The sequence below is a fragment of the Shewanella sp. YLB-07 genome (assembly GCF_009377275.1).
Genome location: NZ_VOQB01000005.1, coordinates 267,792 through 281,414, shown reverse-complemented (window position 1 = coordinate 281,414; position 13,623 = coordinate 267,792). Strand labels below are relative to the sequence as shown.

General features: G+C 45.8%; 13 protein-coding genes. 5 read left to right on the top strand and 8 right to left on the bottom strand.

Going from position 1 to position 13,623, the window contains the following annotated elements:
• Nucleotides 1–25: 25 nt before the first annotated feature.
• Entirely contained in the window at nucleotides 26–1,495 is a 1,470-nt protein-coding gene (locus tag FS373_RS13195; protein ID WP_144047911.1) for an AAA family ATPase, read from the top strand.
• Between the two features lie 240 nt (nucleotides 1,496–1,735).
• Here FS373_RS13195 and FS373_RS13190 read toward each other — a convergent pair whose 3' ends face one another.
• Complete coding sequence (locus tag FS373_RS13190; protein ID WP_152829612.1) at nucleotides 1,736–2,275, bottom strand: DUF4136 domain-containing protein; 540 nt, start codon at nucleotides 2,273–2,275, stop codon at nucleotides 1,736–1,738.
• Nucleotides 2,276–2,445: 170 nt separating this feature from the next.
• Here FS373_RS13190 and FS373_RS13185 point away from each other — a divergent pair, with 170 nt between their 5' ends.
• Complete coding sequence (locus tag FS373_RS13185) at nucleotides 2,446–2,757, top strand: DUF1289 domain-containing protein (RefSeq protein ID WP_144049092.1); 312 nt, start codon at nucleotides 2,446–2,448, stop codon at nucleotides 2,755–2,757.
• Between the two features lie 10 nt (nucleotides 2,758–2,767).
• Here the strand turns inward: FS373_RS13185 and FS373_RS13180 are convergent, their stop codons facing one another.
• The 5 genes from FS373_RS13180 to FS373_RS13160 form a co-directional block, all read right to left on the bottom strand.
• The gene (locus FS373_RS13180; RefSeq protein WP_152829611.1) at nucleotides 2,768–4,048 is read right to left on the bottom strand and encodes an ATP-binding protein; all 1,281 of its coding nucleotides are present in this window, start codon (nucleotides 4,046–4,048) and stop codon (nucleotides 2,768–2,770) included.
• 39 nt (nucleotides 4,049–4,087) lie between these two features.
• Nucleotides 4,088–4,801 carry a response regulator gene (locus tag FS373_RS13175; protein WP_077754570.1) on the bottom strand — a complete coding sequence of 238 codons (714 nt, stop codon included), beginning with the start codon at nucleotides 4,799–4,801 and terminating at the stop codon, nucleotides 4,088–4,090.
• Entirely contained in the window at nucleotides 4,801–5,232 is a 432-nt protein-coding gene (locus tag FS373_RS13170; protein ID WP_144047908.1) for a DUF3019 domain-containing protein, read from the bottom strand. The genes FS373_RS13175 and FS373_RS13170 overlap by 1 nt, the downstream gene beginning before the upstream one ends.
• Nucleotides 5,233–5,237: 5 nt before the next feature.
• Complete coding sequence (locus FS373_RS13165) at nucleotides 5,238–6,119, bottom strand: MipA/OmpV family protein (RefSeq protein ID WP_144047907.1); 882 nt, start codon at nucleotides 6,117–6,119, stop codon at nucleotides 5,238–5,240.
• 221 nt (nucleotides 6,120–6,340) lie between these two features.
• The gene (locus tag FS373_RS13160) at nucleotides 6,341–7,180 is read right to left on the bottom strand and encodes a LysR family transcriptional regulator (RefSeq protein WP_144047906.1); all 840 of its coding nucleotides are present in this window, start codon (nucleotides 7,178–7,180) and stop codon (nucleotides 6,341–6,343) included.
• A gap of 165 nt (nucleotides 7,181–7,345) precedes the next feature.
• On the opposite strand from FS373_RS13160, the gene FS373_RS13155 reads away from it, so the two are divergent.
• The 3 genes from FS373_RS13155 (at nucleotide 7,346) to FS373_RS13145 (ending at nucleotide 11,942) form a co-directional block, all read left to right on the top strand.
• Nucleotides 7,346–8,521 (top strand): acyl-CoA dehydrogenase, encoded by a 1,176-nt coding sequence (locus FS373_RS13155; protein WP_152829610.1) that lies wholly within the window; start codon nucleotides 7,346–7,348, stop codon nucleotides 8,519–8,521.
• Nucleotides 8,522–8,593: 72 nt separating this feature from the next.
• Nucleotides 8,594–10,837, top strand: a complete 2,244-nt coding sequence (locus tag FS373_RS13150) for a dehydrogenase E1 component subunit alpha/beta (protein ID WP_144047904.1) — start codon at nucleotides 8,594–8,596, stop codon at nucleotides 10,835–10,837.
• Between the two features lies 1 nt (nucleotide 10,838).
• Nucleotides 10,839–11,942 carry an ACP S-malonyltransferase gene (locus FS373_RS13145; RefSeq protein WP_152829609.1) on the top strand — a complete coding sequence of 368 codons (1,104 nt, stop codon included), beginning with the start codon at nucleotides 10,839–10,841 and terminating at the stop codon, nucleotides 11,940–11,942.
• 104 nt (nucleotides 11,943–12,046) lie between these two features.
• Here the strand turns inward: FS373_RS13145 and FS373_RS13140 are convergent, their stop codons facing one another.
• Together FS373_RS13140 and FS373_RS13135 are read right to left on the bottom strand one after the other, a co-directional pair.
• Nucleotides 12,047–13,261: a response regulator gene (locus tag FS373_RS13140; protein WP_144047902.1), complete on the bottom strand. Its 1,215-nt coding sequence runs from the start codon at nucleotides 13,259–13,261 to the stop codon at nucleotides 12,047–12,049.
• Nucleotides 13,251–13,598 carry an Hpt domain-containing protein gene (locus FS373_RS13135; RefSeq protein WP_144047901.1) on the bottom strand — a complete coding sequence of 116 codons (348 nt, stop codon included), beginning with the start codon at nucleotides 13,596–13,598 and terminating at the stop codon, nucleotides 13,251–13,253. Before FS373_RS13135 ends, FS373_RS13140 begins: the two co-directional genes overlap by 11 nt.
• Between the last annotated feature and the right edge of the window lie 25 nt (nucleotides 13,599–13,623).

Here is a 13,623-nt window from a genome sequence, read left to right as displayed (position 1 = left end):
AATGTTTTAGTTAGAAGGAGTTAGGATGCAAGATATCAGGGATCTTACTGGGGTATTGAGATCTAATACTCCGATAGTGATCATCGAAACCTATGAGGAATATCGGGTCATCGAGCTGCTTAAAAGGGTATCGGCAGTCCTCTATCAGCCATTGTTTACCTGGAGCATTACTCAAGGTTTGACCCGAGTCGATCGCGCCATGGGGACACAGAAATTCAACAGCGAGCCTGCCGATATTTTAGGTCAGATAAAATCCACGCCACAGCAAGGCATCTACGTCTTGTGTGATTTCCACCCCTTCGTCGATAACGCGCCAAAAAATGTGCGTTTACTCAAGGAGATAGCACTCGAGTATGAATCACTTAAGCATACTATCGTCTTAGTCAGTCATGCTTTCGAGATCCCACCTGAGATCCAAAGGTATTGCGCACATTTCAGGCTCTCATTGCCTAACACTGAGCAATTACAAAACCTGATCTATGAACAGGTGGAACAGGTAAAAAGTGAAGGCATGATGCTAACGGTCGATGATTCGGCGGTTGAGCTGCTGGCGAGTAATCTGCGCGGCCTCACCTTCGATGATGCAAAGCGATTGGCCCATAAGGCCATAGTCGATGACGGTGCGATTACTCATTCGGATGTGGATATGGTGAATCGTGGCAAGTTCAAATTACTCGATATGGAAGGTGTGCTGCAGTTTGAATATGACACCAGTGATTTCTCTCAGGTTGCTGGCTTGCATAATCTTAAGAACTGGCTCAAGCAGCGGATACCATCGGCTCAAACCCGCTCCTTAGAGGATCAACCTAAGGGTATTCTATTACTCGGCGTACAGGGAAGTGGCAAGAGCCTGGCGGCAAAGGCTGTGGCAGGAATGTGGCAAAGGCCCTTGCTTAGGATGGATATGTCGGCCCTTTATAACAAGTACATAGGTGAAACGGAAAAGAACCTGCGTAATGCCTTGGAGCTTGCGGATTTGATGTCTCCCTGTGTGCTGTGGATAGATGAGATTGAGAAAGGGTTGAGCAGTGGCAGTAGCGACGATGGCACCTCAAAACGGATATTGGGTACTATCTTGACCTGGATGGCGGAGAGAAAGTCTGATGTCTTCCTGGTGGCAACCGCTAATGATATTTCGGCATTGCCTCCCGAGTTGATGCGCAAGGGGCGTATGGATGAGATCTTCTTCGTCGACCTACCCGATGATGAAGTACGTCAGGCCATCTTTCTTATCCATGCTAAGCGCCGTGGATTGGATGTTAGCCGTTTAGATCTGGCTCAGTTATCTAAAACGAGCCTAGGTTTTTCCGGTGCAGAGATCGAACAGGCCGTTATTTCGGCAATCTATAGTGGCAAAGCGACCGAGAGAGAGGTCGATCAGGCACTCTTGATCCAGGAGTTAATGAAGACCCGGCCATTGTCTGTGGTAATGCGTGAGAAGCTGCAGGCATTAAGAGATTGGGCTTCGGGCCGAACCGTGAATGCTCACAGGTAGTACACTTCTACTTTGAATAAGGGCATGATTATTTCTTGAACTAGGATAGGTGTCGTACCTGGATATGGGTATCCCTCCGGTTTTAAGGAAGCTCACTTAAAGTTGTCTGTGCTGGATACCGACAAGCAGAACCTGCGAATGCTCATTAGTTACTTGCTGATTTTATCTCCGGATAAAAACAGTTATCCGGTTCAGGCGAGTTAGCTCAAATACCTGTATTCGAGTCATGCTCGCCACGGGTCATTTTGTGTGAGGTGGGAATTGAGATAAGATTTTGGCGACGGTTTTCTTAGTTTCTTCGATTTTCTTCTCACCGCCTGCATCGATGTTAAATTTATCTGTGCCGCGCCAGATCAATTTGTTGGTTTTCGGGTTGATTATATCTATCTGTATGGTCTGGATTTGAGCTGTATCACTGCCAATAGGGACGCCCACACTGGTTCCGACACTCACGCCACCACCACTGCCCCAAGTGCCTGTTCCTAAGCCTATGGATAGACCGGACTTCTTTGGCTTATCTTCTACTTTGAAGGAGTAAGTGACGTTAAAGTCAGCTTGCTGTTGAACCATCACAAACCCTTGGTTGCTTAGTGCTGCAGCGATCGAGTCCTCGATGCGCGATGAGCTTAGTGGGTCATCATTTTGGGAGGGAGAGACGGTTTCGAAGCTGTTGAGCTGGCTAAAATCATATTCGGTATCATAGTCACTCTTAGGCTTGCTGGTACAGGCACTAAGCATTAAGCATGAAATGAGCAGGGGGATGAGGGCTGGGATCTTCATTTTGTTGCTCCTAAAAACATTTCTTCCAATTTGAGACTAACCGGCTCTATAAGCAAGGTATTTTATTCAAGCTTAATCTTGGCTAGTGTGAAAATTAGCCAGTTTAGGGTAAATAAGTTATGTTTAAACTAATACTCTTTTAAACAGGTGATCCGCCGATAAGTGTAATGATGGAACAACTAGAGTTTTTTGAGATCTCCAGCCCATGTATCGGTGTGTGTCAAACCGATGCCAGAGGCTACTGCAAAGGCTGTTTACGTAGCAGAGATGAGCGCTTTAATTGGCTTGAGTTTTCTAATACCAAGAAAACTGATGTGATCCGTCTGTGTAAACAGAGAATACGCCGTAGAAAGCTTGTTATTCTCAAAGCTAGAAAAGCTCATCTCACTCAAGAGCAGGCTCAAATTAATCCCGTTTTAGACTTTGGGACTCATGAAGACGCTGAACTTAACTTAGCTCTCGATGATTTTTCATTAGATTGAGTCGCATTCTCTATTTAGCTGTTCTTGTTGACTTAATTTCTGGCCAGTACAAGGTAAAACAGGTGTGTCCTGCAGTGCTTTCGAGTGTCACCTTACCCTCATGTCTGTCCATGATACGTTTGATTATCGCTAATCCTAAGCCGTGGCCTTTATTACCATTCTGAACCGATTGGCTGCGGTAGAAAGGTTCAAATATCTTACCTTGATCTTCAATTGGGATCCCTTGACCATCGTCTGTGATTGATAGAGACACTTGTCGTTCACTCTGCTCAATTTCGACCTTAATTGATTGACGGCCAAATCGTTGTGCGTTGGTGATTAAGTTTTGTATGGCTCTCTCTACCAAAAGGGGATCACCCATGATGAAGGCAGGCTTATCAGATTTTTTTAATGTGATTGGCGCACTGACGCTTGAAGACAGTTTTTCGACAGTGTGCTCGGTTAGAGCCTCAAGGTCGCAATGTTCAAATTGAACATTGCGACCTTGAGGCTCTAGGCTTGCATAGGTTAATAGCTCTTCAAGTAAGTTCTCCATCTCTTTGACATCTTGCTGCATTTCATCGAGAAATTCTTCTCTGCGTGCTGGATCTGAGTTGGGTTGGCAATATTGTGGCATTAGCGCTAAAGCAAATTTAAGTCTGGCCAGAGGCGTACGGATCTCATGGGAGACGGCATTGGATAAGTGCTTTTGATTTTCGATCAGTGTGCTGATCTGTTGTGACATTTCGTTAAACGTGATCGCTAGAGGCAATACCTGAGAGCGAGGCGAAAGTTCTATTTGAGTATCCCATTTAGCTTGGCCAAATTCACGAGTCGCACTCTTTAGGGTCTTGAGATCTCTCGACAGGGGCCAGACCCATATCAAGGCGACAAAGGCTAAAGATAGATAGAAAAATAGCGTAAACAAGCCTCTTAGGCGAGCTCTGGGATCGATCTCAATGGGGCCAGCGATCAATACCTGTTGGCCGACTTTAATGAAGTGGAGTTCGTGATGATCACCTTGGGATGTGATGAGTAAGTGCTCAGAAGTTAACTCGCTCTCTGGCGATAGAGCGATCTGACTGGCATCGACTAATTTGAGTGGATATTCGGAGTTGTGATCGAGTTGTTCCAGATATCTTTCGCGGTCTTGCTGTGGAATTTTTGCCAGCAGCTGAGCAAATGCAACCAGTGGTGCATCCATTGCACCACTGTCTTCGACACTGTTCTGCCAAATACTGTCGAGTGTCCAGCCTATCCCTAAGAAGCTAAGGCTTACCAATAGGTAGAGGCTGATAAAAAGTCGCTTCAACTTTTAGTTCCGTAAAATTAACTGTCGGCTAGTCGAGACTTAGCTAGTCCAAGCTTCTGGTGCAAACAGATAACCTTGGCCCCAAACTGTCTTGATCCTGAATGGTGTTTCAATATTATCCCCTAATTTCTTTCTCAAGCGAGAGATACGCACGTCAATTTTTCTGTCTTTACCATCGAAATCGATATTGAGTAGGTATTGATAGATATATTGGCGGCTCAATACTTGCCCGGCTTGAGAGGCCAGTAGCCATAAAAGTTCGAATTCATGGCTAGTCAAGTCGACCTCAATATCGCCCAAGCGAATCGCTTGCGTATGAGGATCTATGCTGAGTTTACCAAAACTTAAACAGTGAGACTCCACTTTTGGTGGCTTAGCGGTACGACGTAGTAGATTGTTAATCCTAGCGATAAGCAGAGCCGGATCCACAGGTTTAACCACGTAATCATCGGCGCCAAGCTCTAAGCCTTTGATCTGATCTTCATTAGAGCCAAGTGCGCTCATCAGTAAGATAGGACCGGCAAAGTAATCGGGTAGTTTCTCACACAGGGTTAGGCCGTCCATTCCTGGCAGCATGATATCTAGCAAGATGATATCGGGCTTATAGTTGATCAACCGAGTTAATACAGTATCTCCTCGGCGTTCGACTTCAACATGCATTCCATGCGACTTTAAATAATCCACAATCAAATTGGCAAGACGAATATCATCCTCTACCAGTAATACTCTATGGGTAGATTGGGGGTCGGTCATTAGAATAAACTCCATGGGTTGCGGTAGCGTCGTCGCACTTTTGGCTCTGCGGCCGGTGTGACTTTGAGTTTGACTCCAGCTAGTGTTTGGTGTGTTTCTTTATCAATCATCACAAATTGAATATCGTCAGTTGCACTGATGGTTAATGTTAATGAATGAGTTTCCGCTGACTCGGCACACCACTTTGCCATCTCTTTGTAGTCAGACAAGATACAGATGGGTCTAAAAAATTCATTTTCCCACTCTAGCACTAAGGTAAGCTCGCATACATTTTCATCTGCAGATGTGATGCAAAACTCAGGGGAAAGTTTGAGTATGGAACCTAGTTCTTCATCCTCATCTGCGGCAACGACAGAGCCACTCAGCAGTGAGAGAGTAAAAATTCCAATGGGTAACAATCTAAATAATGACACTAATACCTGATTCAACACGTGTATTAAAACCTATAGGCAGTGCCGACAAAAAAGGTACTGGTATAATCTTCATTCAGCAGGGGACTCGCAACAATTTCATCGGCGATTTGAGTGTACCTTGCCAGAAAAAGCAGCTCCCAATGTTTCGTTAATACATAATGGCTGGTCAATTCTATGCCTGTATTGATGGCCGATTTCGCCTTGTAATGTTCACTCCAGTGAGCACTTTCAGAGGGCCTGATACCGTAATAGTAGTCAACGACATCTTCACTTTTCCAATCGAGTACTAGAGCCAATTCAAATTTCCACTCATCTATCGAAAGGTTGTAAAGCCACTTTAATTTGGCTTCTGTGCCTTGGTGAACATTGAGCAGATCGTGGGCCAGGGACAGGTTGAGTATCCCTATGCGAGTGTATATATAGGCTTCAACCCCACCAAGATAGGTAAAATGGCGAGTCTCGAGTTCATCGGCAGTGGGGACGCTTTGCTCTTCTCCCATAACTGTTACTTGAGTCTTGGTAGAAAAAGCACTTGGCTCGAATTTATTGCTCCCTGTAAGAAATATGTTAGCGGGATCCCAGCGATGGAAAAAGGCGCTGTCTGCACTGAAACTGGTGGTTAGATTTATGGTGTATTTTTCATCTTCGACTAATGTATAGCCAATATTACCATTGTCGAAATACCAAGAATCGCCGTAATAAGCGAAGGTCGGCACTAAGTAGATAGGTATATCGTCATAATCTTTAAGAGGATTACTGCGTGAGCCATAACCGAGTGCCAGGCCTATATCCCATCTGCCTATTTCGATACATTCATATTCGCTTCCGCAGGAGTCGACCGTATCGGCCCATGCAGAAATAGGAAAGAAAATACAGGTTAGCAGGAGCATAGTTAGGTTTTTCATCTTGCTCGTTTATATACTCATCACAGAATTAACATATTGAGTAACAGAGTATCACCTGTGGTAGTTTTAGGGGGTTTTTTCACTTCATTTGATGCAAAGTGATACAGTCTGGGTGCTATTGTTTCTCTCAGGTATGCCTTATGTTTTTCATTGTGAGTTGTACGGTGGCTTAGGGTTGCTGCCATGTTTTTTCTTTGTATTGTTTCTAGCCACTTTCTCGCTTAATGCCTGGGTTGTTTGCATACTTGGAGTAATTGAACTTGTTGCTCATTTAAGCTGGTATCTCTAGGTAGGGCTAACCCAACAGTTCTCTTAAGCTCAATATCCTGAAGTGGTCTAAAGGTAATATTTCTCTGTTCAAGCAAAGCGGGGAGAGCTGGCACTAAGGCGATACCCAGACCAGCTGCGACTAAGCCAACCGCGTATTCGACGGTCTGAATTCTCGCTCTTACCTGTACTTGTATACCTTCCAGATCCATCAATTGTTGCAGACTCGACAGTGCCTCACAGGGAGCTCGGTGAATAAAGGCTTGTTGATCTAAATCCTGTAGGCTTATTTGTGTTTGTAAACTCAAACTGAATGAGGAAGGAATGGCCAGTAGATAGTCATCATGCCAAATAGGATAAAAATCTTCCCTTCTGGTCAGATCGCTGGTGGTAATGATCCTCGCTTCGGCATCTTCATTGGCTTCTACCAGAGTGAGCTCCATATCGGCACAGGCGTTGGTAAAATCTTTCAGCAACCCACTCATCCTATGGACTCCTAAGGAGCGAATCAATCCGAGTCTAAAGGGAGTCTGCTCTTGAGGTTGTTTGAACAGAGATTCGATGGCCTGAGATTCATTGAGCAGTTTCTGCGCCAGAGGATAAAGCCTAAGCCCCGAGTCTGTCGGACTGACACCTTTTCCATGACGATGGAATAGTTGAGTATCTAGCCGAGTCTCCAATTGCGATATTGCGGCTGAGATGGAGGGCTGAGCGATAAAACACTCTTTGGCGGCACCGCTAATGCTGCCTCTCTCTACCACAGCGACAAAATATCTGAGCGATCTTAGATTCAAGTTAACCTCTAGGTCAGGTATAGGCATTGCCTATAGATGATAAAGAAAAAGAATATTTCTCCTAATGGCTAATTATGCCTATGCTAAGAAAATTAGGAAATGGTTATTTTGTATACCCTTAATTCTCTATTTTCAACAATCAGTAACAAATCAAAGGACAATATCATGGCAAGAGTGCATTTCGATTGGACCGATCCCCTGCAGTTTAACGCCTTACTCTCGGAAGAGGAGCGCATGATCCGCGACAGTGTTCACGATTATGCTCAGGACAAACTCATGTCCAGGGTGTTGATGGCCAACCGAAATGAGCACTTCGATCGGGAGATCATGAATGAGTTAGGCGAACTCGGCTTACTGGGAGCCACCTTGCCTGAAAAATATGCCTGTTCCAATGTCAATTATGTCAGTTATGGCCTGGTGGCTCGTGAGATTGAGCGCGTCGACAGTGGCTATCGTTCAGCCATGAGTGTGCAGTCCTCCTTAGTCATGCACCCCATCTATGCTTACGGTAGTGAAGAGCAGAGGCTCAAGTACTTGCCTAAATTGGCTAAAGGGGAGTGGATTGGTTGTTTCGGTTTGACTGAGCCCGATGTTGGCTCAGATCCCGGTGGAATGAAGACTCGCGCCGAGCGTATCGATGGCGGCTATCGCCTCAATGGTGCCAAGATGTGGATCACTAACTCACCCATTGCCGATGTGTTTATTGTCTGGGGTAAGCTCGAAGGAAAAATCCGTGGCTTCATCCTGGAAAAAGGCATGAAGGGCTTGAGTGCGCCTAAGATTGAAGGCAAGTTCTCCCTTAGAGCTTCCATCACAGGCGAAATTGTGATGGATAATGTCGAGGTACCTGAGTCTGCGTTATTACCCAATGTCGAGGGGTTGAAGGGCCCCTTCGGTTGCCTGAACAAGGCTCGTTACGGTATCGCTTGGGGCGCACTTGGCGCCGCTGAGTTCTGTTGGCATGCTGCACGCCAATACACCTTGGACAGGATCCAGTTTAACCGCCCTTTGGCGGCAAATCAGTTGATCCAGAAGAAATTAGCGGATATGCAGACCGAGATCACCTTAGGCTTATTTACCTGCTTACAGGCGGGACGTCTGATGGATCAAGATGCCTTACCTGTAGAGGCTATCTCGCTGATAAAGCGCAATTCCTGTGGCAAGGCGTTAGATATCGCCCGTATGTCTCGGGATATGCACGGTGGTAATGGTATATCAGATGAGTTTCATGTCATACGCCATGTCATGAATCTGGAGGCGGTGAATACCTATGAGGGCACTCACGACATACATGCACTTATCTTAGGTCGAGCGCAGACCGGCATTCAGGCATTTGGATAAGTAGCAAAAAAGGAGCCTAAGGCTCCTTTTTTGTCTCTAGTATTGGAATTGGTATCATCATAGGTAAGTATTATGGAAGATAGAGCCCAGGTATTGGATCGTCGTTTCCTCGAGCGAGTACAAAAGCAGGAGTTTAGCGATATCGGCGAAGGTTGGGACCACCACAAATTAGGTTTAGCCGACAGTGATTTCATCGGCATGTTCGAGTCTCAGCTTAAGAGCCGCTTATTGGATCTCGAATCGAGGAAAATGAAGGGCCGCAATCAGGGGTTCTATACCATAGGCAGCTCAGGGCATGAGGGAAATGCCGCCTATGGACTGGCTTTTAAACCCACAGATATGGCGTTTCTGCATTACCGCAGCTGTGCCTTCATGCTGGAGCGGGGTAGACAGGTCCCGGGTGAGACCTTGTTATACGATATCTTGCTGTCATTTGCAGCATCCAGTGACGATCCGACCTCGGGTGGCCGTCATAAGGTGCTTGGCAGCAAACGCCTTAATATCCCGCCGCAGACTTCGACCATTGCCTCTCACCTTCCTAAAGCCGTTGGAGCAGCCTTGAGCATTCCGTTAACAGAGCGACTGTCATTGGCATCGAACATGCCTACAGACAGCGTAGTCTTGTGTAACTTCGGCGATGCTTCGGCCAATCATGCCAGTGCCCTGAGTGCGATAAATTCGGCTTGTTGGGCCGCGTACCAACAAGTGCCTATGCCCCTGGTGTTTATCTGTGAAGACAATGGTATCGGCATATCCACACCGACTCCCAAGGGCTGGATCTCGGCTAACTTCAGTCAGAGACCTGGACTTAAGTATTTTTCTTGTGACGGTAGGGACATTCTCGACTGTTATAAGGTCAGTAAGGCGGCGGCTGACTTTGCTCGTATGCATCGAAAACCTGTATTTTTGCATGTTCGCACCGTTCGCTTGATGGGCCATGCAGGCAGTGATGCCGAGATAGCTTATATGAAGAAACAGCAGATCTTCGATAATGAATCTCAAGATCCCTTATTGGTCACGGCTCAGCAACTCATTGAAGCGGGAGTGATGAATAGCGAGCAGATAGTCTCTCTCTATCTCAGCCTCAAGGCGCGTATTCAGGCCATTTCTCGTATCGTCGTGACAAAGCCAAAACTCAGAGACGTGACTCAGGCTATGGCGGCGATTGTGCCGCCAAAACGTAGGCTAGAACCTGTAGCTTACTTGGACCTGGAGCGCAGAAGCACCTTATTGAAGGCGGATAAACAATCCCTAATTAAGCCATTGCACATGGGTAAGATGATCAACTTGGCGTTGACAGAGTTGATGGCCAGGTACAGCAATATTGTGGTGTGCGGCGAGGATGTGGGTAAGAAAGGCGGTGTGTACCATGTAACTTCACGTCTGGTTGAGCGCTTCAGTCCTAATCGAGTGATCAATACCTTGTTGGATGAAACCTCTATCTTGGGTCTCGCCATCGGCATGGCTCATAACGGTATCTTGCCAATCCCAGAGATCCAATTTTTGGCCTATGTACACAATGCCGAAGATCAGATAAGAGGCGAGGCGGCGACCTTGCCTTTCTTCTCCGATGGCCAATTTACCAATCCTATGGTGATCCGCATCGCGGGCCTGGCTTATCAGAAAGGCTTCGGTGGGCATTTTCATAACGACAACTCCTTCGCCGTGTTCAGGGATATCCCCGGACTCATCATCGCCTGTCCGTCAAATGGCCACGATGCGGTCGAGATGCTGAGGGAGTGCGTTCGCTTAGCCCGAGAAGAGCAGAGGGTGGTGATCTTCCTCGAACCTATCGCCCTGTATATGACCAAAGATCTGCACAATAAAGATGACGGCCTCTGGTCCAGCCGCTATCTGCCGGAACAAGAGACTGAGCCACTTGGGTTAGGTGAGATCGCTCAGTATGGTGAGGGGAGAGACCTATGTATCATCAGCTATGCCAACGGTTACTACCTGAGTCGTCAGGCGGAGAAGTTGTTAGCGGCAACGGGTCTTAAGGTGCGTGTACTCGACATTCGTTGGCTGGCGCCGCTGAATATTGAGGCTATTATCGACAGTGCCAAAGGGTGTCATCACATTTTGATTGTCGATGAATGTAGAAAAACGGGTTCCATCAGTGAGGCGTTAATCTCAGGTTTCCATGAAGCACTCGGCAATGAATGCCCACCACTGGCCAGATTGACTGCCGAAGATTGCTTTATCCCACTGGCTGATGCGGCAACTTTACCCCTACCTAGCAGAGATACCATAGTCGAGGCGGCTCTGGCCTTGATTGGTAGAGAGCTTAATCATCAGTTGCTTAAAGAGGCCTTGTAACATGACTATCAATATGGAAAAGCAAGTGGCAGCAAACGATCAGGCCGACCAAGTGATTAATAAACCAAGAGAGAGAGTCGTCGTCGTTGCCCCTGGCCGGGGTTGCTATAACAAGGATGAACTGGGATATCTGCAACGTTTTCATTCCGATAAGCAGGCGTTTATTGCAGCTATAGATCAATACCGAGAGGAGCTAAAACAGACGGGGATAGCTAAAATTGATGGCGCGGCTAAATACTCCTTTAAACAACATACGCCTGGAGAAAATGCCTCTGCCCTTATTTATGCCTGCTCTGTATGTGACTTTATGGATATCGATACCGAGCGCTTTGAGGTAGTTGCGGTAACCGGTAACTCCATGGGCTGGTATATTGCCATGGCCTGCGCAGGTGCTCTGGATGCCGATGCCGCCATCGATGTGATCAATACCATGGGGTCAATGATGCAAGATGGCCTCATTGGTGGCCAACTCATCTATCCCGAGGTAGATGCTCAGTGGAGACGCGACAGTGAAATATCTTCCCTTATCGACAGGACAATCGAGACCATCTGTGCTGAAGAGGGATGTGAACTTTTTACCTCTATCTACCTGGGAGGCTATCGGGTGCTTGCGGGAAATGAAGCCGGGCTGAAACGAGCCGAGGAGATGCTGCCCCAGGTGGATGAACGCTATCCTATGCGTTTATACAATCATGGTGCTTTCCATTCTCCCTTGTTAGAGCAAGTGTCAGAGAAAGGCTTCGCTTCTTTGGGGGAGTTTCTGTTTTCTAAGCCCCAGATTCCCCTGATCGATGGAGAAGGCAGAATTTGGACTCCCTATGGCGCAGATTGTTCGAAGCTGAGGGAGTACACCTTAGGGGAACAGGTCACTAAGCCCTATGATTTTTCCAAGGCTGTGCAGGTGGCGGTGAAAGAATTTGCCCCTGATAAGATTATCGTGCTTGGCCCGGGTAACACTTTAGGTGGGCCTACTGCGCAAGCGTTAATCGATATCAACTGGTTTGACTGGACGAGTAAAGGTAAGTTTTCTGCAGCTCAGCAAATATCACCGCAAATGCTAGCTATGGGCAATGAAGAACAGCGAAGTTTATGTAAGATTAAATAGGTGAACTTAGGCCATCGGAACCATACATACGCTTAAATAAGTGAACTTAGCCCATCGGAAGCATACATTATTGGCTCGATGGGCTATATCCTATGTTTATAGGTTTAGATTGCCGTTCGACTGACGGCTTCCAAAATTTCTTGCTTAGAAGAAGGTTTGAGAATATAGCCTTGCAATCCCTGCTCCGCCCACTTTTTTATGAGTTCTTTATTCTTGTTTCCAGTCAGTGCAATAACAGGGATTTCTTCTCCGCCATTGATGGTCTTAATCTGCTTTGTGGTATTAATACCATCTAAATTAGGCATAAAAAGATCCATTAGAATGAGTGAGTACTGATTACTTCTTATTTTTTTTAGCGCACTCAAACCATCGGCAACTGCGTCGACTTGATATGCTTCTTTGGCTAACACTTTCACCAACATATCTCGGTAGATTTGGTTGTCTTCCACGACTAAGATGCGCTTCGATACACTAGCGTTACTGACTATATTTATGGCTTCATCGGTGCCACTGTTTTCTGTCGATAGCACTTCTGAGACGACTTGTGGATCTGGAGCCTTTTTAGTGCCCATCTCAAAAGATCTATTTTCTAGTTCTTTGAGTCCGAGCTGCTTCGCAAGTATCTGCTGAAGCATGCTATTTAAGCCTACTTTTATGTTACTTTCCAGTTCTGCAAGTAGAGGTTCAATATGAGTTTTATTTATTTTATCTATGAGTGCTTTGGAGGATGTTTTTGCGCGTTCAATCTCTTCGATGAGACTCTCTTCACTCTCTTTCATCTGCTGCTTACATTTGGATATTGAGTCGAGTAGTGATTGTTTGCACTCTCCACCTGCATCGATCAATGCTGTTAACTCATCATCGATAGACTCAAACTGTTCTTCATTAAATCCCTTATATTGTTCTGCAGATTGACTGATTCGTAATCCATTATGGACTATCATTTTTAGTCGAAACTTTTCGTACAAAGGCTGGTAAACAAAATAGTTATCGAACAACCCCTTGATACAACACCTGAATGCGGCTCCTGATTCTCGATTCTTACACAAGAGAATACCGTAGTGAGGGTAATTTAAATGCAGATCATTGATGAGCTTAGTATAGAGTTCAATGCTACGCTGAACGTTGGCGAGAGCGAACAAGATGACCGAAGGCTTTATGATCTGTATTTTGTCGCCGATTTCGCTATTAAGCATAACGGTTCTATATTCATCAACTTGATCGGCGATGATACTCGCGGCCCCAAGAATGTCATCTTCATTTTCATAAATCATGATCACCTTAGGCTGCCGACAGGCTAGCCTGGCTTTATTGGTCATTGGTTATCACTCCATATATTTGTTGTAGTGCCACTTTAGTTTTTAAAATCAGTTCTCTGCATTCTGGTTTATTGTGTTCTGAACCCGATATTTCTAATGCCTGTAGCAGATGGGATATTTGTTCGGCACCAACGGCTTTTGCCGATGTTTTAAGAAAGTGGGCTTCTTCTTTAATTTCATGCAATTGATTCGTGTTATACATATCGGCCATTTTTTGTAATGAGACTTTGGCTTGATTTAAAAAATCGATTTCAAATTGTTTAATGAGATCAGGTTCATCTCCAATGAGATCAATCATGATATTTCTATTTAAGATATGACGAGTCCCTTCGTTCATCGTTAACCTTCCTTATATTTTTCAA

What these genes read in the sequence shown, in the direction of transcription:
- FS373_RS13155 (WP_152829610.1), top strand. Translation starts at nt 7,346, where the DNA reads ATGGCAAGAGTGCATTTCGATTGGACCGATCCCCTGCAGTTTAACGCC.
- FS373_RS13185 (WP_144049092.1), top strand. Translation starts at nt 2,446, where the DNA reads ATGGAACAACTAGAGTTTTTTGAGATCTCCAGCCCATGTATCGGTGTG.
- FS373_RS13135 (WP_144047901.1), bottom strand. Translation starts at nt 13,598, where the DNA reads ATGAACGAAGGGACTCGTCATATCTTAAATAGAAATATCATGATTGAT.
- FS373_RS13145 (WP_152829609.1), top strand. Translation starts at nt 10,839, where the DNA reads ATGACTATCAATATGGAAAAGCAAGTGGCAGCAAACGATCAGGCCGAC.
- FS373_RS13175 (WP_077754570.1), bottom strand. Translation starts at nt 4,801, where the DNA reads ATGACCGACCCCCAATCTACCCATAGAGTATTACTGGTAGAGGATGAT.
- FS373_RS13140 (WP_144047902.1), bottom strand. Translation starts at nt 13,261, where the DNA reads ATGACCAATAAAGCCAGGCTAGCCTGTCGGCAGCCTAAGGTGATCATG.
- FS373_RS13195 (WP_144047911.1), top strand. Translation starts at nt 26, where the DNA reads ATGCAAGATATCAGGGATCTTACTGGGGTATTGAGATCTAATACTCCG.
- FS373_RS13150 (WP_144047904.1), top strand. Translation starts at nt 8,594, where the DNA reads ATGGAAGATAGAGCCCAGGTATTGGATCGTCGTTTCCTCGAGCGAGTA.
- FS373_RS13165 (WP_144047907.1), bottom strand. Translation starts at nt 6,119, where the DNA reads ATGAAAAACCTAACTATGCTCCTGCTAACCTGTATTTTCTTTCCTATT.
- FS373_RS13190 (WP_152829612.1), bottom strand. Translation starts at nt 2,275, where the DNA reads ATGAAGATCCCAGCCCTCATCCCCCTGCTCATTTCATGCTTAATGCTT.